Below are 19,451 nucleotides of genomic sequence, written 5' to 3' on the forward strand. Positions count from 1 at the left end.
AGATTTCTCATTTGTTTCATATATAGGAATTGGTTACTGCGGGAGCAGAACGGTCCATAGCCCTGTCGCGATGACGTGACGGCCACGGGTACCGACATAAAAACGGCAAGGGTGGACGCATCAGGCGTCTTCAATCCATCATGACGCTCCGCTTCCCGATCAGGCTCAAGCATCTACTGAGCGCCGCGCATTTGGCGCTCGGTGCGATATTCCTCACCAACGCGGTACCTGTGGCGCAAGCCCAGTCCGGCTATCCGACGAAGCCCATTCGCGTGATCGTGCCGTTCGCGGCCGGCGGTGTCGCTGACATCACCATCCGCATCGTGGCCGAAAAACTTGGCGATAATCTCGGCCAGCGTCTCGTGATCGAGAACATGCCGGGCGCGGGCGGCGTCGTTGCGGCACGCGCAGTGCTATCGTCGCAACCAGATGGCTATACGCTGGCGTTGCTCAGCAACGGCACCGCCGTCAGCGTACCGCTGTTCAAGAGCCTGCCATTCGATCCCGTGAAGAACTTTGCGCCGATCTCCAGCATCGGCTTCTTCGATTTCATCGTCGGTACCAATACGAATTCGCAACACAAGACGCTGGCCGACGTCATCAAGTTCGCGCGCGACAATCCCGGCAAATTGAATGTCGGCACCATCAGTGTCGGTAGCACCCAGAACCTGTCGGCCGAATTGCTCAAATCCACGGCCGGGATCAACTTCCAGATCGTGCCCTATCGCGGAACGCCGGAAGTCATTGTCGGGCTGTTGCGCGAAGACATCGATGTGATGATCGACAATTATGTCGGGATGAAATCCGCGCTGCAGGATGGCAAGATGCGTCCCGTCGGGACCACGGGCGAAGCCCGTTCGGTGATCCTGAAGGACGTGCCGACGATGATCGAGGGTGGCGTGAAGGGTTATGACGTCGTGTCATGGAATGCGCTGTTCGCACCGTCAGGCACGCCGCCCGAAGCGATTGCGCGGTTGAATGCGGGCCTGCGCGAAGTATTGGCGATGCCCGATGTGAAGCAGAAGCTGCTCGATCTTGGCATCGAGGCAAAAGCCAGTTCGCCGGAGGAACTGAAGGCCCGCCTGGTTGACGATATCGCGAAGTGGACCGCCGTGATCGACAAGGCAGGAATTCCAAAACAATGACGAAACCCACCGTTCCCGGTCCCGATCCGCACACCAAGACGCCGAAGTTCAAGCTGCCGCCGCTGGCCTGTGATGCGCATACGCATATTTTCGGGCCCGGCGCGAAATATCCCTATGTCGGTTCCTACATTCCGCCGGACGCGCCGCTGGAAGATTTTCAGGCGCTGCACAAGAAGCTCGGCATCGGCCGTGCCGTTATCGTCAATGCCAGCGTGCACGGAACGGACAACCGCGTGGCGCTCGATGCGATTGCGATGAGCGGCGGGCGTTACCGCGCGGTGGCCAATATCGATGGCACGATCACGGAGAAGGGCTTGCGCGAACTCCACGAAGGCGGCTTCCGCGGTTGCCGCTTCAACTTCGTGCGACATCTCGGCGGCACGCCTGACATGAAGGTGTTTCACCGCATCATCGACATGATCGCGCCGATGAACTGGCACGTCGATCTGCATTTCGATGCGGTCGACCTGCCTGATTATGCCGATCTGCTGGCAAAGCTGCCGGTGCGCTACACCATCGATCACATGGGCCGCGTCAAGGCCGCCGATGGCCTGGAGCAGCAGCCGTTCCGCACCTTGATCGACCTGATGAAGCGCGACGAGAAATGCTGGGTAAAGGTCTCCGGCTGCGAGCGCGTCACCTCGCTGGGGCCGCCTTTCACCGATGCGGTGCCGTTCGCGAAGACAATCTGCGAGACCGCGCCCGATCGCGTGATCTGGGGCACCGACTGGCCGCATCCCAACGTCAAGGCGATGCCCAATGACGGTGATCTCGTTGATCTGATCCCGCTCTTCGCGCCCGATCCGGTGATCCAGCAGAAGATCCTCGTCGACAATCCCGCGCGGCTCTTCGAATTCGACACCTAAGCGACAGGAAAAATACCATGTCCAAAGCCAAGACCGGCCTCGTGGTCTCCGCCCATCCCGGCGATTTCGTCTGGCGCGCCGGCGGCGCCATCGCGCTGCATGCCAAGAAGGGCTACCGCGTCAAGATCGTCTGCCTCGCATATGGCGAGCGCGGCGAGTCGCAATTTGCCTGGAAACAGGCGGGCATGACGCTCGACAAGGTCAAGGCTGGCCGGAAGGACGAAGCCGAGCGCGCGGCGGCGTCGCTCGGCGCCGAGATCGAATTCTTCGATGCCGGTGATTATCCGTTGCATCTGACCGAAGCACACAAGGAGCGGCTGATCGATATCTATCGGGAGCTCAATCCAAGCTTCGTACTGACGCATTCGCTCGAAGATCCCTACAATGTCGATCATCCCGCGGCGACCGCCGCCGCACAGGAAGCCCGCATCATCGCGCAGGCGATGGGGCACAAGCCTGAAGCGGAATACAGCTACTCCGCGCCGCCGGTGTTCCTGTTCGAGCCGCATCAGCCGGAGATGTGCAATTTCAAGCCGCAGGTGATCCTCAACATCGATGAGGTCTGGGACATCAAGCGCAAGACGTTCGAAATTCTCGCTGCGCAAAAACACCTCTGGGCCTATTACGAGCGGGTGGCCTTGCAGCGCGGCATGCAGGGTGGCCGCAACACCGGCGCGGCCATGACCTATGGCGAAGCCTATCAGCGCCTGTTCCCGATGACCGTGGAGACACTGGCATGAAACCCGTCGTCGTCAGGAATATTCAACGCGCGGATGCAGACGTCGTGCAGCGGCTCGGCGCGCTCGGCGTCTCCACGGTGCACGAGGCCTATGGCCGCTTTGGCCTGATGAAGACCTATATGCGGCCGGTGTGGTCCGGCGCAGAGGCCGCCGGCACCGCGGTGACGGTGCTGGCGCAGCCCGGTGACAACTGGATGCTGCATGTGGCCATCGAGCAGTGCAAACCCGGCGACATGCTGGTGGTGGCCTGCACGACGGACAACACCGACGGCATGTTCGGCGATCTGCTCGCGACGTCGCTGAAGGCGCGCGGCGGTGTTGGCCTGATCATCGATGCCGGCTGCCGCGATATCAAGACGCTGCGCGAAATGGGCTTTCCGGTGTGGTCGCGCGCGATCTCGGCGAAGGGGACGGTCAAGGCGACGCTCGGCGCGGTGAACGTGCCGGTGGTCTGCGCCGGTGCGCAGGTGACGCCGGGTGATGTCATCGTCGCCGATGAAGACGGCGTCGTGGTGATCCCGCGCAAACATGCTGCGGAGGTTGCGGTGAAGGGCGAGAAGCGTTTTGCCGAAGAAGACGCCAAGCGGCAGAAGCTGGCTTCCGGTATTCTCGGCCTCGACATGTACAATATGCGGGAGCCGCTCGCCAAAGCGGGTCTGGTTTACGTCGACGATCCCGATCAGGCCTGAGCGGGGAGGAGGCTGGCATGCGGCTTCATATTCTGCTCGGCGATCATCCGCATACGGCTGCGTTGAAATCCGGCGCGATCACGTCTGATCTCGTCGAACTGGACTTCGCGGACTACAAGCCCACCAACAAGGGCTTCAAGCCCATGGTGCGCGACGGGGCCTTCGACATCGCCGAAATGGCCATCGTCACCTATCTGATGGCCAGGAGCTACGACAAGCCGATGGTGCTGCTGCCTGATGTGATGATGGCGCGGCATCAGTTTGGCTTCGCGGTCACGAGCCCCGGGGCTGGTATTGCCGGACCTAAGGATCTTGAAGGCAAGCGCGTCGGTATTCGATCGTTTACGACGACAACGGGCGCGTGGCTGCGCGGCATACTCGCCAATGACTACGGCGTCAATCTCGATGCGATCGAATGGATCACCTTCGAGGAGCCGCATGTCGCTGAATATGTCGACAGCACCACCAAGGCACCTGCCGGCAAGGCGATCATGCAGATGTTGTTCGACGGCGAACTGGACGCCGTGCTCGGCGAGAAGAGCGACGATCCACGGGTGGCGCAGTTGTTCCCAGACGTGGCTGCTGCAGAGAAAGCTTGGCTGGCCAGGCATGGCGTGGTGCCGATCAACCATATGGTGGTGGTCAGCAAGCAATTGTCCGATACGCGCCCCGATGTGGTGCGCGAAGTCCACCGTATGCTGGAGGCGAGCAGGGCGGCGGCAGCCGGCAAGAGCCTGTCTTTCGATGCGGATGCCATGAATCGTTCGCTGGCTCTCATTACAGACTATTCTGCGCAGCAGGGGCTGATCCCGCGCAGGTTCAGCGTTGATGAGCTGTTCGACGACGTGACGCGCGCGTTGCGATAGCGCGCCGTCGCCCTCATCCTGAGGAGTGGTCGTCTTCGACCGCGTCTCGAAGGATGAGCGCCCAATTCGTCATGGTTCGAGACGCGCGAAGACGCGCTCCTCACCATGAGGGGATCGAGTAAGCTCGACTAGAATACTGGAGGAAACGACCAATGACTCCCGAACCCATTTTCGATCTCGCCCATCTCGGTCATCTCGAATTGCTGACGCCGAAGCCGGACGAGAGCCTGAAATTCTTCGTCGACGTCATGGGCATGACCGTGTCGGGCCGGCAAGGCGAGTCGGTCTATCTGCGCGGCTGGGACGACTATGAGCGCTATTCGCTGAAGCTGACGGCGTCGAACACGTCGGGTATGGAACACATGGCGCTGCGGGCGCGCAGCCCGCAGGCGCTGGAGCGCCGCGTCGCAGCGCTGAAGGGCTCCGGCTACGATATCGGCTGGACCGACGGTGACCTCGGCCACGGGCCGGCATTTCGCTGCCGCGACCCGGACGGACATATCGTCGAACTCTATTACGAGACCGAATGGTACGAGGCGCCGCCGGAACTCAAGCCGGCGCTTAAAAATCAGGCGCAGCGCTATCCGGCGCGGGGCATCAATGTGCGGCGGCTCGATCACCTCAATTGCCTCGCGGTCGACATCAAGGCCAACCGCGAGTTTTTCGAGCACTATATGGGGCTCCGGCTGACCGAGCAGATCGTGCTCAATGACGGCACGGAAGCGGCGATGTGGATGACGATGTCGAACAAGAGTTATGACTTCGCCTATTCGCGCGATCACTCCGGCACCAAGGGGCGCTTTCACCACGTCACCTACGCGCTGGACAGCCGCGAAGACATTCTGCGCGCGGCTGATATCTTTCTGGAAAACGGCGTGTTCATCGAGACCGGTCCGCACAAACACGCGATCCAGCAGACCTTCTTCCTCTATGTCTATGAGCCCGGCGGCAACCGCGTCGAAGTCGCCAATGCCGGCGCACGGCTGATCCTGGCGCCGGACTGGAAGCCGATCGTCTGGACCGAGGAGGAGCGCAAGAAGGGTCAGGCCTGGGGCCTCAAGACCATCGAGTCGTTCCACACCCATGGAACGCCGCCGGTGCCCCACAAGTAGCAAGCCCCTCTGCCGGATTGGTACGCGTCTTGCTTTGTTGACCTCAGGTTGTTTCTGACGTGGGGGCGAGCATGACTAACTCTGAGTTGCGGGCAGACATCCACAGTATCGAACCGATCCCCGATGCCGACCGGGATTCCACCGGACCGCAGCAGATGTGGATCTGGGCGGGCGCCAATATCGCGCCGGTGAACTGGGCGCTCGGCGCGCTTGGTATCATTCTCAAGCTCGGTCTGTGGGAAACCATCGCGGTCATCGTCATCGGCAATGCGGCGGGCTCCGCGATCTTCGCCGCCTTCACGGTCATGGGCCACAAGACCGGCGTCAACCAGATGGTCCTTGCGCGGTCGGCCTTCGGGCGCCGCGGCGCCTATCTGCCGAGCCTGTTGATGTTCCTGATGACGCTCGGCTGGATCGGTGTGAACACCTATTTCCCGGTCAAGATCTCGATGGCCATCCTCGGCCAGTTCGGCATCGCCGATAGCTGGTTTGCCAATCTCGTGGTGATCACCATCGTGATGGTGACGCAGGTGGTGATCGGCACCTATGGTTTCTATGCGATCCGCACCTTCGAGAAATACACCGTGCCGGTCACGGTGGTGATCATGGTGCTGATGAGCGTGCTAGCCTGGAGCCAGCCCGGTGTCGTCAACTGGAATCACACCACGTCGCTGCCGCCGGGGCCGCATCTGGCGATGCTGTCGCTGCTGATGACCGCCGTCGGCGTGGGCTGGGGCATTTCGTGGGTGACCTGGGCGTCGGACTATTCGCGCTTCGTGCCGCGCTCAACCTCGTCAAAGGCCGTGTTCTGGTACAGCTATGTCGGCATGTTCGTGCCGTCGGTGTGGCTGGCCGTTCTCGGTGCCACCATTGCGTCGGTGACGCTCGATACCGATCCGGCCAAGATGGTCTCGGCCGTGTTCGGTGGCATCGCCAGCATTCTCGTGCTGCTGCTGGTGCTGCACGGGCCGATCGCCACCAATATCCTCAACGTCTATTCGTCGGCGCTCGCGGCGCTGAGCATGGGCGTCCGCTTCTCGCGGACGATGCTGGCGCTGATCGTCGGCGTCGCCGGCTATGCGGTGACGGTGTATTTCATCTTCGCGCCGTCCTTTGCGAAGGCCTTCGACAACTGGCTGATCAGCCTGCTGATGTGGATGAGCCCCTATGCCGGCGTGGTGATGGCCGACTTCTTCATCAGACGGAAGAGCCAGATCGATATCGCCGAACTCTACAAGTCGCCGGAGACCAGCATCTATGGCGATATCAACTGGAGCGGCATGATCGCGTTCTTCGCCGGACTGATCGCCACCTGGCTGTTCCAGGATGGCCTGGTGCCTGCGTTGCAGGGGCCGATCTCGATCAACCTTCTCGGCGGCGCGGATCTGAGCTGGCTGGCGGGCATCGTCGTGGGCGGCGGTGTCTATCTGGCGCTCAGCAGGCGTCTGGCGCCGGAGCCGATGGCCATCCCGGTCGGTGGACCGGGCGAATAGGGCGAGGCGACCGGGCAGGCCGCGCTCTGTGTGGCCTGTCCATTGCCAGTGGTGTCAATGAGCTGTCATTTCCGTCCAGAGGCCTTGCGCTTTGTCCGGCGGACGGGCTAGAACGCGCCCGAACGAGATGAGCATCTCTGTTCCGACCGATTCCAGACTGGATTTTCCTGTAAGTCTCTGAATCGTTTGGGGAATGGTGTAACGGTAGCACAACAGACTCTGACTCTGTTTGTCTAGGTTCGAATCCTAGTTCCCCAGCCACACTCGAATTTCCCTTCGTAGATCAAAGACTTCTAACCCGCAGCCTTTTCGAGAAAATCCGGTGGTCCACAACAATGGCCCACACGAGGCTCGAATGGCGTCCGGTCGGTACCTGCGGCGGCGTGGCCATACATGGCTTTTGGCTTCCGACGGCCTGCGGCGCTTGCCTTATCTCGGGCCCGGAGAATCAATGTGCATCGGGCCCCGGCAGCAAGTCATCGATCCGCCCCGTGACTCGATAGGCAATGAGCCCGAACCATTCGCGCACCGCAATGTCGGTCCGCGACAGCCCGTCAAGGGCGAGGGTGGTGAAGGAAAGTGCGGCGCGCCGACCGCCGACCCACCAGTCGACTGGATAAGCCTCGACCGGAAATCCGGCTTTGCGAAACAGGCCAATCGATCGCGGCATATGGAACGCTGATGTCACCAGAACCCAGCGCTCGCCCGGCTTCGGCGCCACGAGCGCCTTGGTGAACTCGGCGTTCTCATGCGTGTTGCGCGATTGCCGCTCCATGATCAATCGCGATTTGTCGACTCCAAGGCTTTCGAAGAGCGCGGCGGCGTAATCGGCCTCCCTGGCATCCGATACCAGTCTCGGACTGCCGCCGGTGAACACCACGCGTGCGTTCGGATACTGTCGCGCCAGCGCTGCGGCTGCGATGATGCGGTCGGGCGAGCGACGGACAACTGGCGTGTCGCGCGCAAGCGAAACATCGGCGTCGATCGAGCCGCCGAGCACGATGATGCCGTCAGGCGCACGCTGTCCCGCATCCCAGGGCGGGAAGCGCGATTCAAGCGGATAGAGCAGCAATCTTCCAGCCGGTGAAAACGCGGCCACCACAAGCAGCACGGCGGCTGTGATCATAAGCCCGCGGCCAAGCGAAGAAAGCCGTGTTGCCGAAAGGATCGCGCCGAGCACACCGAGGCCGACCAGGAAATTGACCGGCGCGAGCGCGTTGCCAAGAGTCTTGGACAATAAAAAAAACAACTTAAGGCCTCAGCCCCGTTGGTACCAAGAGCGCCATAGCAGCAAACGGCCAACGAAGCCATCGCCACGAATCGTTAGCTCGCCGGACAGGGAGCCGGATCGCCGCGGCCCCGTTCATAAGAACTCGAAAGCAGAACAGACAAATACCACTCAGCCTCGAACTGGCCGAAGTCAGAGCGAGGTCTGCGTCGTCGGATGACCATGCAGCCGGTGGGTTGCCGCATCGCCAAAATGCGTAAGGAGCGCTGCCGAAAACAACTGCATTGCCGCTATCGGCCCATCTACCTCATTGTGACTACCGCCATTGCCACATGGACAGGGCATGGTTCTGTCCGGTGCATGATCACGCCGCATGCAACAGTTGTCGCGCAACGTCCAGGCAGGGTGACCGCAATGAGCGAAGTGATCAACGTCGCCAAAGCTTACGATGAGGGACGTACTCTGTTTATGGGAATAGAGCTGCTGGTCGCGCCCGGTGCGCTCGTCCCCCGGCCGGAAACCGAATTGCTTTGCGCGAGCGCTGTCGATGCTCTGCGTCAGTTAAACGTGGCGGAGCCGCGGGTGATCGACATGTGCTGTGGCGCAGGCAATCTGGCATGCGCCATCGCGCTCCAGACCCCCGACGCAAGCGTCTGGGCGAGCGATCTAACCGATGGATGTGTCACTGTCGCACGTCGCAATGTCGCCTATCACGGACTCACGCAACGCATGTCGGTGTTTCAGGGCGATCTGTTCGACGCTTTTTCAGGTCTGTCGCTGGATGGGACCATCGACCTGATCGTCTGCAACCCACCCTATATTTCGGAAACGCGGCTCAGAGGCGACCGGGCCCCCTTGCTCGAACTCGAACCACGTGAGGCATTCGCAGCCGGTCCTTACGGACTTAGCATCCATATGCGGGTTACGAAGGACGCAGTCCGATATTTGCGGCCGGGCGGCATCCTCCTGTTCGAGGTCGGCGCCGGTCAGGAGCGGCAGGTGACAACCCTTCTTGAGCGCAACAAGAGCTACGAGAGCATCAGCGTGGTGACGAATGAAACGGGCGAAGGCCGCGTCGTTATGGGATACCGCAAAGGCGCAACAACCTGAACCGCTACGGTGGCGTTCGTGACGCGGTTTGGACGCTGCAGACAAGCATCAGCTCTTCTTGCTCATGACGAAGCGTGAAATTCCCTCGATGGAATCGAGGTTCTCAGGCAAGAGCTCGCTATCTTCGACCGTGATGCCGAAGGTCTCCTCGATGAACCCGATGACCTCGAGCACTCCCGTCGAGTCGATGATGCCTTGATCGAGCAGCGATGTGTCGACCTCAAGCGAGTTGGCTTCAGCAATGTAGAAGTTCGACAGCAAGAAATCGCGAACTTGCCTTCGATAGGTCTCGAGTGGTTCCCTGACTAGCAACATGTTTCAACTCCAATGCGTAAAGAAAAGTCACGATCGGATCATTCGGAAATCGACGCCTGCAGTGCTCTCTTGTTGAGTTTTGCTGTATTCGTTTGCGGCAGGCTGGGCACGATCACAATACACTTCGGCACCATGAAGCTTTCGAGGCGTCGCTGGCACTCTTTCTGAATCTGCTTCTCGCTTAGTGTTGTTCCCTGTTCAATAACGACAAACGCCTTAACCGCCTGCCCAAGGAGTTCGTCGGGAACGCCAATGACCGCGGCTTCCCTTACGCCCGGAATATCCATCAGCACGTTCTCCACTTCCTTGGGAGCGATCTTCTCGCCTCGGGACTTTATGATCTCGTCGCTGCGGCCAACGAAGTAGAGGTAGCCTTCCGCGTCCATCCGGCAGTAGTCACCGGTGTACAGAACCTGCTCGCCTGGCAGCGGACCAGCCTTGAGTTTTCTGGCCGTGGCCTCTGGTTTGCCCCAATAGCCTCGCATCACCGTCGCGCCGCGAATGACGAGCTGGCCGACTATGTCGGGGCCCACGCGTCTGTCGCGCTCGTCGACAATCCACATCTCGGTATTCGGGATGGCGATCCCCACGCTCAGCGGCTTTCGATCGATATCCTCCGGGGGCAGAAAGGTGCAGCGCTTGCATTCAGTGAGGCCGTACATGGAATAAATGCGGGCATCCGGGAATAGATCCTGCAGCAGACGAATATGCTTCATCGGCAGCGCAGCTCCGGTGTTCGTGACATAGCGGATACTCGAGAGATCGTGCTCCTTGATCGACTTGAGCCCCGACAGCGTCGAGAAGATCGTCGGCACGCCGGGCAGGCCGGTCACCCGTTCGTCGGCGATGAGCCCGAGAACCTGCGCCGGAAAAGCGAACGACCGTTCGAGGACCAGCCGCGCCCCCATGCGAAACGCCATGATCATCTGATACAGGCCGTAATCGAAGGCGAGCGGCAGGACGTTCAAAATGACCTCGTCTTCGCATAGCGCGAGATATGATGCGATCGACGTGCACGCGGTCAACATGTTCCGGTGCGTCAGCATCACGCCCTTGGGATCGCCCGTCGATCCGGAGGTGTACACGATGGCTGCGAGATCGATATCGATGCAGTGGCGCGCGGGAGCTACGTCGTGGCTGGCGGCGCCTGCCTCGCTCCAGCGTACCGCATGGGGCAGCCCCGTCAGCTCGGCGTCGTCGATGGGCCCGGAAACGATCACCCGCCGCAATGACGGGCATTCCTGCGCGGGCTCCTTGAACATAGGCAGGAGATGCTTGTCGGTGATAAGTGCCGACGGCTGGCAATCATTGAGCAGGTAGCCAAGTTTGTCGCGCTTGGTGAGTGGATTGACGATGCACACCACGGCATTCGCCTTCAGCACGGCCCAGAAACTGACAACGGTCTCGACAGTGTTGTCGGCGAAGATAATCACCCGATCGCCACGTTCGACTCCGCTTGCGACCAGATAATTCGCGATTGCGTTGGAGCGTGCCTCGATCTCACCATAGCTGACGCGATGCTTGCCGCACACCAGCGCCACCTTTCCACCGAGATGACGGGCGGAGTGGATGAGGTAATCGTGCAGGAGCGGTACAGGACCATGCATCAGGAAAGGGCTCCCTCAACCCGGTGCTCGCGATCGATATCGACGGTCAGCTCCAGAGCGTGGCGCCCACCAGGACGGCTTGCGATGAATTGTTGGTGCAGGAGCTGGGTCGATAGCACGCCGACCAGCGCCATGTTGTCGGAGTTCGAGAGATCGCCGTTGCCGGTTGCGGCCTGTGTCCGGCACTTGGTCCGCAGGCGCGCGACCGCGTCGGGATCGAAGACATTTGCTTCGCGAATAGCCGTTTCCGAAAGCGCGTCGTCAATATAGGCGGGCGTATCGCGGCCAACGAAGCATAGAGCGTCGGGCGCGCGGAACGGCTGCTTCTTGCGGGCGATGATATCCGACGGCACGATCGGCTCTGCGACGCGCTTCAGAACGTGCTTCTCGTCAAGGACGCGGAGCTTATAGGCGGGCGGCAGCGAATTCGCCAGCGCGACCACGTCTTCGTCAAGGAAAGGAAAGCGGCCTTCAACTGAATGAGCCATGAGCATTCGGTCGCCCTGAGAGGACAGGAGATATCCCGACAGCAGTGTCTGGATTTCGAGATATTCATCCTGCGCAAGGGAGCTCCATTGCGTGAATTCCGGAGGTAGACTGGCGATCAAATTGGAGACCGCATCGTGCTTTGCCGACTCCGCGCACATGTCGCTGGAGAACAGTCGTTTGATGCCACTGGTCGTTCGCCAGCGGGTGTCATGCGCGAAGCCCGGCGCGGCGTGCTCCGACAGATTGCGCCCAAAAAACTGCCGGGCCATTGCTTGCTGCCGTACCGGTGAGCGTGTGAGATAAGGGTAGAGACGCTCAAGCAGCCGCGCGCGGCGTGTCGACGTGGGTTGCCGACCCCAGAACCGGCGGACCTTGCCTTCGCGAAAGAGATCGTAGCCGGCAAACATTTCGTCGGCGCCTTCGCCGGACAGCACAACCTTGACGCCGCAGGCGCGCACCAGGCGCGATAGCAGGAACAACGGCGCCGGCGCCGTTCTCAAGATCGGGCGTTCGGTGTGGTAGATGACCTGCGGAAAAATCTCGGCGATGTCGCTGCGCGAAACCACCACTTCATGGTGTTCACTCCCGGTGACACGGGCGACCAGTCGCTGGAACTCGGTCTCATCATATTCGGCGTCAGCAAAACGCAGTGAGAAAGTCTGGAAGCGTTCGCCGGCAAAGTGGCATCCCATCGCCGCAATAAGCGAACTGTCGAGCCCGCCGGACAAGTAGCTGCCGACGCTTACGTCGGAGCGCACCATTCGAAGCGACGTCGCGGATTCCAACGCGCTGCGCACTTGCTCCACGGCATCGTCGAGTGAACCGGCAAACTGGCCGTCGGGCGAACTGGACAATTGGGGATATCGCGGCTTCCAGAACGCTTTCTCGCGAACGTCGCCGTTTTCATAAATGCGGAAATGTCCCGGGACGAGCTCCTTGATCCCTTGAAACACGCTCTGCGGCGCCACAACGGTCCAGAGAGTGAATGTCTGATCGATGCCGGCTGGATCGAAGGTGCGGGGAATCGCTGCATCCGCCGCGAAGATGGCCTTCACTTCGCTGGCGAAATACAGTCGACCTTCGCGCTCGCAGAAATGCAAGGGGCAAATGCCGGTGCGATCGCGCGCCAACACCAGACGACGGGCTACCGAGTCCCAGATCGCGAGCGCCCACTGTCCGGTCATCCGCTCGAAGGCGTCCTCGCCCCAGGCCCGATAGGCGTTGACGATGACCTCCGTGTCGCTGCGGGTCCGGAACCTGTAACCAAGCCTGATCAGCTTCTCACGCAACTCAACGTAGTTGAAGATCTCGCCGTTGAACACGATCCACGTCGTGCCGCTCGCGTCCGCGAGAGGCTGCTGGCCGCTCGAAATGTCGATGATGGACAAGCGGGCATGTGCCAATCCCGCGCGTTCGTCCCGGTATAGGCCGCGCTCGTCCGGGCCGCGATGGGCGAGCGCGCCGAGCATGCGCATCAAGGCTTCGCGGGAGGGGGCCCCTGCGGCGGCGGTTACTGACACTATGCCCGCGACACCGCACATGCAGGTTAGTCCTCGAACACTTGAGTGACGAGCAGGGGTCGTGCGTGGAGGTAGCGCGTGACACGACGCTTGGCGTCAATATCCCTGAATACCAAATCGACCTGGGCTGCTGTCAGTCCGATAGCCTCTGCGACTTCGTCTGACGGAATCCCGTGATTCACCGCGTAAAGGCACAGATCCATCTGGTGATAAGGCAGCGCAAAATAGAACTCCTCCTGGCTCTGCGGCATCGAGAACGTATCCGTGGTCGGTGGCCTGCGCTGGATCTCCTCCTCGACCTCGAGATATTCCGCGAGCTGATAGACCTGTGTCTTGTAGAGATGAGCGATCGGCATCACGTCCGCAATTCCGTCGCCCTGCTTGACGAAAAAGCCCAGGTCGTGCTCGAGACGGTTCGGTGTGCCGGCGACCGCGTATCGGAGGCGGTCGGCGTGGTAGTACTCCGTCATCTTGCGGACACGCTGCTTGAAATTGGTCGCGGCGACGATCTGGAGATAGGCGTTTGACGAAAGACGAACGGTGCGGGTGCTGCCGTCGCGGCTCTGAACCGTGAGACGGGTGATATTCAATCCGTTGCTCGCGAAAACCGACGGTAGCACCAGCTTGCATTTCCAGCCGTCGTCATATTCGGGAACGACGGTCCGGATTGCTTCGATCTGCCGGCGATAGGCGCCGAGCCCCTCAAGAGCAGGCGATATGTCTTCCAACACGGTGTCGATGCCAAGCTGCGCCGCCCAACTGCGGCCGAGCCTCAGCGAGTCGTCCGAAGAATGGTGCTCGGGCATGAAGATGCCCAAGACCTTGTCGTTGCCGAATGCACGCACGCACAACGCCGCGACGACGGAGCTGTCGATGCCGCCGGAAAGACCAACGACGGCGCCGCGGCGCCCCAACACGCCCAAGACTTGTTGGCGTAACGTCTGGACAATCCTCTCGACTTCGGCAGCGGGATCGAGCGCCAATACGTTGGTGCCAAACTCCCGCGCAGCCGGAATGTGCGCAGCAAGGGTCATGACAGCGCTTTCCGCTTGCAAAATTCGGCCGGCGTGTAGGTTTGCACGACCGCACTCTCGACCAAGGGGAGGTTGGTGGCGAGGTAGGGCTCGACGACGAGCTCGATATGCGTGCCTGCGACGGGGATCACGTCCAGGCTTGCGAGTGAGCAATCCCAGCCGAGCGATTGCGGCGCTCCATCTCGGTTGCAGCGAAACAGTGTAGCTCCGATCGGCAAAGACGGCCTGGGCGACGCCAGCCATTGGTAGAAAGCTCGCGACCGCAACACCTCTTGCAGCTCAAGCCTAATTCGGAAGCAGGTGGCGTTGAACTTCCCTCGCGCATAGCGATGAAGCATCCAGGTAAGGGGGGCCTCGCCACCGATTGCTGCCGTAACCTTTGCGAGTGCTCGGCAGGCTATCCGCGAAATGTTCACACGATTGGCGCGGAGCCGCCGCAACGTTCGGGCGAGCGTCTCCCGGTAATCGCGGCCCTCGTTGATAATCGCTGTATCGAGAATCCCCAGGAACTTGATGGACCGCCGTGCTTCCAGCAGCCGCGCCGCAACTTCGAATGCCACCACACCACCAAGGGAATGGCCGAGAAGGCGAACATGTCCGACGGGTTGGCTCCGGCGGATTTGCTCCACCGCGGCATCTGCCATGGAGGCGACCGTGTTATTTCCGGCGAGGATGCTCCCCAGGTCGGGGTATTTGATCGGGACGACCCGGGCGATCTTGCCGAGCCCCGCTGCAAAAGCGGCCATGCTCGGACCGTAACCGAGGGACCCCGGCAACAGGAACAGGATGGGACGCAGATCGGCTTGCACGCCCACGGCTTTGGCGGTTGCCTTCCCGGACACAATCGCCTTGACCATCTCCGCGGCTGTCATATCGAGCGCGAAGTGTGCGATCGAGAGCTCCAGCCCGGTGGCGCTCTCTATTTCCTGAATGCACCGCTGCAGCCTTGATAAATCGTCGGCTTCCTCCGAGGTTCCAGGCATGTTGGGGGTGTTGAAACTCGTGGACTGGGCATCCCGCACGATTTGATAGATCGTCGGCTCGCGTCCCTGCGCCCATGAGGGCCGCAGCCTCTGGTTGACGAACGGGTCGGCCGGTCGTTCCACCACTTCTGGTTGGAGATAAGTCCGAGCCATAGGTCACCTGCCGAGCCTAAAGCTTGTTATCGCCGGGCATGGAAATTTCGACATCCTGCGTTTGAAGGACGTCGCCGACAGATGGGACAACGGTGTGCCATTATGTCGCGGTGGCGCTGCCGCTGAGCTTCATTGATTTCCGCGATCATCTCGGGCTGGCACGGCGGGATTGCTGCTCATTCTCACGAGCACGCGATGATCGAGGCGGCTTGGTTCCGCGTTGCTGGAAAGTAGCAAGCCAGGCGCTGCGCTGAACACCAGCTCGATATGAATGCCCAGCGCTGTGACGACGACTGGGTGCAGTAGTCGTCCGGAACATGTCCAGAAAGGTGCTTGAGGGCCGCACCTTCACCAATGACCGGGCCCGCTCCAAGCTGAGGCGAAGGAACTCTTTGAAAGCTGCCGGGCGATCATCAGGAGCGCTGCAACGGAGTACCGCATAGTAAAAGTTGTGGAACGGAGTAAGACAACCGGACTTGAGTCGATGACTTCACTCCGCGGAGGTATCGATGTGAGAGCAACGAAACTACCAGCAGTCGATCTGTTGCTGTGCCGCCGTTGCGGGGGGGCACGCACTCTTATCAAGATTGTGGCACAGCCTAGAGCCAGTCTGCCCGGCGATCGGAGGACGTTCCGGTGTCCCAGCTGCATGTCGTCCCAGACCTACCAAATCAACCGGCACGGGGCGCAGCTACTATCTTCGGATTGAGATGCAATTGGGCGGCTATAATCTTACTGGAAAATATCCGGACCAGATTGCTCCTGATTCTCCAGCCGGCACGCTCAGTCGTGTTCGCACGCCGCGTCGTCCCCACGTCGAGCGACGGATAAACTTCAGGTCGGTATGTCGGCGGCTGGAACCAAAAGTTGCGATTTTGATTCGCTACTTTGCCCAGGGGCACTACGTCGTCGCTAGCTTACGCCGGCACGCGTCCACAAGTAGTGGAGTTGTGGCTGTCAACCTCAGATACTCGTTGCTAACTGGCTGATATTGCAGGCCATCGAAAAAGAGAGCTTCAGTTCACTTTTGTTCAGTCAGAATGTCGCACCTTTACCAACGGTTTACATAATACCTACAAATTGCAGGAACGGGACTTGATAACAAGAAAGTCATCAACCCCCGTGTTCGTCGCTCTGCCAATTGCACCTCTGCTGACTGCTTCATTTCCACGACACCCCGCACATTGCGGACCAACGGTCGAAAACCGAGGGACCCTTCGTCATGCTCGCCAGCCTGTCTATTCGCGCCAAGATCACCATTGTTCTTTCATTTTTGCTGCTTGCGATGACGGGTCTGGGCCTGGTCGCGGTTCGCAAGATGCAGGCGATCAACGCCAATGCGGTGGATATCCAGACCAGCTGGCTGCCAAGCGTGCGTTTCCTCGGCGATCTGCGCTCCGGCGTCATCACCTATCGCAACGTGATCCGTCAGCACATGCTGTCCGAGACGTTGGAGGAGAAGCTGGCCAATGAGAAAACGCTCGAGACGGTGGTAGCGAGCAACACCGCTATCCGCGCGAAGTATGAGAAGCTGATCACCTCGCCGGAAGAGCGCGCGCTCTACGAGGAATGGAGCAAGCTCTGGGACAGCTACAAGAAGGGCACGCTCGATGTGATGGATCTGTCGCGCAAGAGCGCCGGCAAGATGCCGCAGGAAGCCAATGCGCTGAACACGAAAACTGTGAATCCGATCGGCCTGAAAGCTGACGAAATCCTGAACAAGGACATCGAGCTCAATCTCAAGGGCTCCGACACTGCCGGTGCAGACGCCCTGGCCAATTACGATGCTGCCTTCATGATGGTTGTCGCAATCCTCGTCGTCTCGGCGTTGCTCGGCATCGGCATCGGCATCTACCTCGTGCGGGACGTCTCCAGCGGCATCGCATCGATCGTCAAGCCGATGCAGGCATTGGGCCAGGGCGATCTGTCCGCCGTCGTGCCGCATCAGGGCATGAAGACCGAGATCGGCACGATGGGAGACGCGCTGCAGATCTTCAAGCAGGCGCTGATCGACAAGCGTGCCGCGGACGAAGCAGCAGCAGCCGATGCAGAAGCCAAGATCGAGCGTGGTCGCCGCGTCGATAGCATCACCCGCGAATTCGAAACGATGATCGGCGAGATCGTCGAGACGGTGTCGTCCGCTTCGACCGAACTGGAAGCCTCTGCCAGCACGTTGACCGCGACTGCCGAACGTTCTCAGGAGCTGACAACGACCGTGGCAGCCGCTTCAGAGGAAGCCTCGACCAATGTGCAGTCGGTTGCTTCGGCGACCGAGGAGATGGCCTCGTCAGTGAACGAAATCAGCCGTCAGGTGCAGGAATCGGCCAGCATCGCCAATCAGGCCGTCGATCAGGCCCGCCTGACCAACGATCGCGTCAGCGCGCTTGCCAGTGCGGCCGCTCGCATCGGTGACGTCGTCGAGCTGATCAACAACATCGCCGGCCAGACCAATCTTCTGGCGCTCAACGCAACCATCGAAGCAGCGCGTGCCGGCGAGGCTGGTCGTGGCTTCGCGGTGGTGGCATCGGAAGTGAAGGCGCTGGCCGAGCAGACGGCGAAAGCCACCGGCGAGATCTCGACGCAGATCTCCGGCATCCAGGCGGCGACGCAGGAATCGGTTGGTGCGATCAAGGAGATCGGGGACACAATCGGCCGGATGTCCGAGATCGCTTCGACGATCGCCTCGGCGGTGGAAGAGCAGGGCGCTGCGACCCAGGAAATCTCCCGCAACGTCCAGCAGGCAGCGCAGGGTACCATGCAAGTCTCGTCGAACATCACTGACGTTCAGCGTGGCGCCAGCGAGACCGGCTCGGCATCCTCGCAGGTGCTCTCTGCAGCGCAGTCGCTGTCCTCGGACAGCACGCGTCTGAAGGTCGAGGTCAGCAAGTTCCTCAACGCCGTACGCGCAGCCTGACGCTTACAAATATCAAGTCCTCGAAGCCGGCGCGAAAGCGCCGGCTTTTTTCATTGTCAATTGACGCCGCTTCCACCCATTCGCCTGGCGAGCTGTTTGTTTGCGCAGGTTACTGGCTACCGCGTGCAACGGTTATGTGGTCGCGCTTCTCAACTTTGTGCCCGGCGCTGCGCAACGTCCTGCGGCCTCTTGGCGATCTCTTAGTCATTTGCTGCAATCGTGTAGTACGCGCTTTTTGCACGCAGCGGCATACCGTCGTCGCTGCAAGTTATTTGGACCGGCGTTGCGTCTTAGAAAGAGACCATGACCCCTATCGATTATGAGTATTTGCAGAAGATTCTGAAAGATCGTTCCGGATTGGTGCTATCGGCCGACAAGAAGTACCTGCTCGAAAGCAGATTGATGCCGCTGGCGCGCAAGGCCGGTGTCGCCGGGATCAGCGAACTCGTTCAGAAGATGAAAGCCGGTTCCGAGCCGATGATCTCGGATGTGGTCGAAGCCATGACCACCAACGAGACCTTCTTCTTTCGCGACAAGACACCGTTCGAGCATTTTCAGAACACGGTCATTCCCGACCTGATCAAGGCGCGCGCTGGCAAGCGCAGTCTGCGGATCTGGTGCGCCGCCGGCTCGACCGGGCAGGAGCCATATTCGCTCGCCATGATCATGAAGGAATTCGGCGCCGCGCTGACGGGGTGGCGCGTCGAGATCGTGGCCACGGATCTCTCGCCCGAAGTGCTCGAAAAATCACGCACTGGCGTCTACACCCAGTTCGAGGTGCAGCGCGGCCTGCCGATCCAGTTGCTGGTGAAACACTTCAAGCAGACCGGGACGACGTGGCAGCTCAATGCCGACATCCGCGCGATGGTTCAGTTCAAGCAGTTCAACCTGCTGCAGGACTACGCACATCTCGGCAAGTTCGACGTCATCTTCTGCCGCAACGTGCTGATCTATTTCGATCAGGCCGCCAAGACCGACATCTTCGGCAGGCTTGCGAAAGCCAGCGAACCTGACGGCTGTCTGTTTCTGGGCGCAGCCGAGACCGTGGTCGGTCTCACCGACCGCTATCGGGTTTGCTCCAATCGTCGCGGTGTCTATCTGCCGGTGAGTGCGCAAGCGTCGCCATCGATCGTGCCCGACATGGGTGCCGGACTGAAGACGTCTCCCGCCAGTATGCGGGCGTAGGA

At 60.6% G+C, this 19,451-nt stretch carries 16 protein-coding genes and 1 tRNA gene; 11 read left to right on the forward strand and 6 right to left on the reverse strand.

Annotation, left to right across the window (positions count from 1 at the left end; all coding sequences use genetic code 11):
• Positions 1-140: 140 nt before the first annotated feature.
• From CHC01_RS25635 to CHC01_RS25670, 8 genes are all read left to right on the forward strand, one after another.
• Positions 141-1,145: a Bug family tripartite tricarboxylate transporter substrate binding protein gene (locus CHC01_RS25635; protein WP_089267175.1), complete on the forward strand. Its 1,005-nt coding sequence runs from the start codon at positions 141-143 to the stop codon at positions 1,143-1,145.
• Positions 1,142-2,011 (forward strand): amidohydrolase family protein, encoded by an 870-nt coding sequence (locus CHC01_RS25640; protein ID WP_089267176.1) that lies wholly within the window; start codon positions 1,142-1,144, stop codon positions 2,009-2,011. Before CHC01_RS25635 ends, CHC01_RS25640 begins: the two co-directional genes overlap by 4 nt.
• A gap of 17 nt (positions 2,012-2,028) precedes the next feature.
• Positions 2,029-2,751, forward strand: coding sequence for a PIG-L deacetylase family protein (locus tag CHC01_RS25645; protein WP_089267177.1), 723 nt, complete (start codon positions 2,029-2,031; stop codon positions 2,749-2,751).
• Entirely contained in the window at positions 2,748-3,440 is a 693-nt protein-coding gene (locus tag CHC01_RS25650; RefSeq protein WP_089267178.1) for a 4-carboxy-4-hydroxy-2-oxoadipate aldolase/oxaloacetate decarboxylase, read from the forward strand. Before CHC01_RS25645 ends, CHC01_RS25650 begins: the two co-directional genes overlap by 4 nt.
• A gap of 17 nt (positions 3,441-3,457) precedes the next feature.
• Entirely contained in the window at positions 3,458-4,306 is an 849-nt protein-coding gene (locus tag CHC01_RS25655; RefSeq protein WP_089267179.1) for an ABC transporter substrate-binding protein, read from the forward strand.
• Positions 4,307-4,458: 152 nt separating this feature from the next.
• The gene (locus tag CHC01_RS25660; RefSeq protein ID WP_068730601.1) at positions 4,459-5,418 is read left to right on the forward strand and encodes a catechol 2,3-dioxygenase; all 960 of its coding nucleotides are present in this window, start codon (positions 4,459-4,461) and stop codon (positions 5,416-5,418) included.
• A gap of 71 nt (positions 5,419-5,489) precedes the next feature.
• On the forward strand, positions 5,490-6,911 hold the full coding sequence (locus CHC01_RS25665) for a purine-cytosine permease family protein (protein ID WP_089267180.1): 1,422 nt from the start codon (positions 5,490-5,492) through the stop codon (positions 6,909-6,911).
• Positions 6,912-7,098: 187 nt separating this feature from the next.
• A tRNA-Gln gene (locus CHC01_RS25670) sits at positions 7,099-7,172 on the forward strand.
• 187 nt (positions 7,173-7,359) lie between these two features.
• Here the strand turns inward: CHC01_RS25670 and CHC01_RS25675 are convergent.
• Positions 7,360-8,160: a YdcF family protein gene (locus tag CHC01_RS25675; protein WP_089267181.1), complete on the reverse strand. Its 801-nt coding sequence runs from the start codon at positions 8,158-8,160 to the stop codon at positions 7,360-7,362.
• A gap of 393 nt (positions 8,161-8,553) precedes the next feature.
• On the opposite strand from CHC01_RS25675, the gene CHC01_RS25680 reads away from it, so the two are divergent.
• Positions 8,554-9,249 carry a N5-glutamine methyltransferase family protein gene (locus CHC01_RS25680; RefSeq protein ID WP_089267325.1) on the forward strand — a complete coding sequence of 232 codons (696 nt, stop codon included), beginning with the start codon at positions 8,554-8,556 and terminating at the stop codon, positions 9,247-9,249.
• A gap of 48 nt (positions 9,250-9,297) precedes the next feature.
• On the opposite strand, the gene CHC01_RS25685 is transcribed toward CHC01_RS25680, so the two are convergent.
• Genes CHC01_RS25685 through CHC01_RS25705 form a run of 5 tightly spaced genes read right to left on the reverse strand, consistent with a single transcriptional unit; the run spans position 9,298 to position 15,350 of the window.
• Positions 9,298-9,564, reverse strand: a complete 267-nt coding sequence (locus CHC01_RS25685) for an acyl carrier protein (protein ID WP_089267182.1) — start codon at positions 9,562-9,564, stop codon at positions 9,298-9,300.
• A 38-nt stretch (positions 9,565-9,602) separates the two neighbouring features.
• Positions 9,603-11,171, reverse strand: coding sequence for a class I adenylate-forming enzyme family protein (locus CHC01_RS25690; protein ID WP_089267183.1), 1,569 nt, complete (start codon positions 11,169-11,171; stop codon positions 9,603-9,605).
• The gene (gene asnB, locus CHC01_RS25695; protein WP_089267184.1) at positions 11,171-13,201 is read right to left on the reverse strand and encodes an asparagine synthase (glutamine-hydrolyzing); all 2,031 of its coding nucleotides are present in this window, start codon (positions 13,199-13,201) and stop codon (positions 11,171-11,173) included. The genes CHC01_RS25690 and asnB overlap by 1 nt, the downstream gene beginning before the upstream one ends.
• Before the next feature lie 5 nt (positions 13,202-13,206).
• Positions 13,207-14,214: an NAD(+) synthase gene (gene nadE / locus CHC01_RS25700; RefSeq protein WP_089267185.1), complete on the reverse strand. Its 1,008-nt coding sequence runs from the start codon at positions 14,212-14,214 to the stop codon at positions 13,207-13,209.
• Positions 14,211-15,350, reverse strand: a complete 1,140-nt coding sequence (locus CHC01_RS25705; protein WP_089267186.1) for a thioesterase domain-containing protein — start codon at positions 15,348-15,350, stop codon at positions 14,211-14,213. The genes nadE and CHC01_RS25705 overlap by 4 nt, the downstream gene beginning before the upstream one ends.
• Positions 15,351-16,572: 1,222 nt before the next feature.
• Between CHC01_RS25705 and CHC01_RS25710 the strand changes: the two genes are divergently transcribed.
• Together CHC01_RS25710 and CHC01_RS25715 are read left to right on the forward strand one after the other, a co-directional pair.
• Complete coding sequence (locus CHC01_RS25710) at positions 16,573-18,264, forward strand: methyl-accepting chemotaxis protein (protein WP_089267187.1); 1,692 nt, start codon at positions 16,573-16,575, stop codon at positions 18,262-18,264.
• Between the two features lie 303 nt (positions 18,265-18,567).
• Positions 18,568-19,449 carry a CheR family methyltransferase gene (locus CHC01_RS25715; protein ID WP_089267188.1) on the forward strand — a complete coding sequence of 294 codons (882 nt, stop codon included), beginning with the start codon at positions 18,568-18,570 and terminating at the stop codon, positions 19,447-19,449.
• Positions 19,450-19,451: the final 2 nt, after the last annotated feature.

Source organism: Tardiphaga sp. OK246 (assembly GCF_900188215.1).
GTDB lineage: Bacteria > Pseudomonadota > Alphaproteobacteria > Rhizobiales > Xanthobacteraceae > Tardiphaga > Tardiphaga robiniae.

What these genes read in the sequence shown, in the direction of transcription:
- CHC01_RS25635 (WP_089267175.1), top strand. Translation starts at nt 141, where the DNA reads ATGACGCTCCGCTTCCCGATCAGGCTCAAGCATCTACTGAGCGCCGCG.
- CHC01_RS25640 (WP_089267176.1), top strand. Translation starts at nt 1,142, where the DNA reads ATGACGAAACCCACCGTTCCCGGTCCCGATCCGCACACCAAGACGCCG.
- CHC01_RS25645 (WP_089267177.1), top strand. Translation starts at nt 2,029, where the DNA reads ATGTCCAAAGCCAAGACCGGCCTCGTGGTCTCCGCCCATCCCGGCGAT.
- CHC01_RS25650 (WP_089267178.1), top strand. Translation starts at nt 2,748, where the DNA reads ATGAAACCCGTCGTCGTCAGGAATATTCAACGCGCGGATGCAGACGTC.
- CHC01_RS25655 (WP_089267179.1), top strand. Translation starts at nt 3,458, where the DNA reads ATGCGGCTTCATATTCTGCTCGGCGATCATCCGCATACGGCTGCGTTG.
- CHC01_RS25660 (WP_068730601.1), top strand. Translation starts at nt 4,459, where the DNA reads ATGACTCCCGAACCCATTTTCGATCTCGCCCATCTCGGTCATCTCGAA.
- CHC01_RS25665 (WP_089267180.1), top strand. Translation starts at nt 5,490, where the DNA reads ATGACTAACTCTGAGTTGCGGGCAGACATCCACAGTATCGAACCGATC.
- CHC01_RS25680 (WP_089267325.1), top strand. Translation starts at nt 8,554, where the DNA reads ATGAGCGAAGTGATCAACGTCGCCAAAGCTTACGATGAGGGACGTACT.
- CHC01_RS25685 (WP_089267182.1), bottom strand. Translation starts at nt 9,564, where the DNA reads ATGTTGCTAGTCAGGGAACCACTCGAGACCTATCGAAGGCAAGTTCGC.
- CHC01_RS25690 (WP_089267183.1), bottom strand. Translation starts at nt 11,171, where the DNA reads ATGCATGGTCCTGTACCGCTCCTGCACGATTACCTCATCCACTCCGCC.
- asnB (WP_089267184.1), bottom strand. Translation starts at nt 13,201, where the DNA reads ATGTGCGGTGTCGCGGGCATAGTGTCAGTAACCGCCGCCGCAGGGGCC.
- nadE (WP_089267185.1), bottom strand. Translation starts at nt 14,214, where the DNA reads ATGACCCTTGCTGCGCACATTCCGGCTGCGCGGGAGTTTGGCACCAAC.
- CHC01_RS25705 (WP_089267186.1), bottom strand. Translation starts at nt 15,350, where the DNA reads ATGGCTCGGACTTATCTCCAACCAGAAGTGGTGGAACGACCGGCCGAC.
- CHC01_RS25710 (WP_089267187.1), top strand. Translation starts at nt 16,573, where the DNA reads ATGCTCGCCAGCCTGTCTATTCGCGCCAAGATCACCATTGTTCTTTCA.
- CHC01_RS25715 (WP_089267188.1), top strand. Translation starts at nt 18,568, where the DNA reads ATGACCCCTATCGATTATGAGTATTTGCAGAAGATTCTGAAAGATCGT.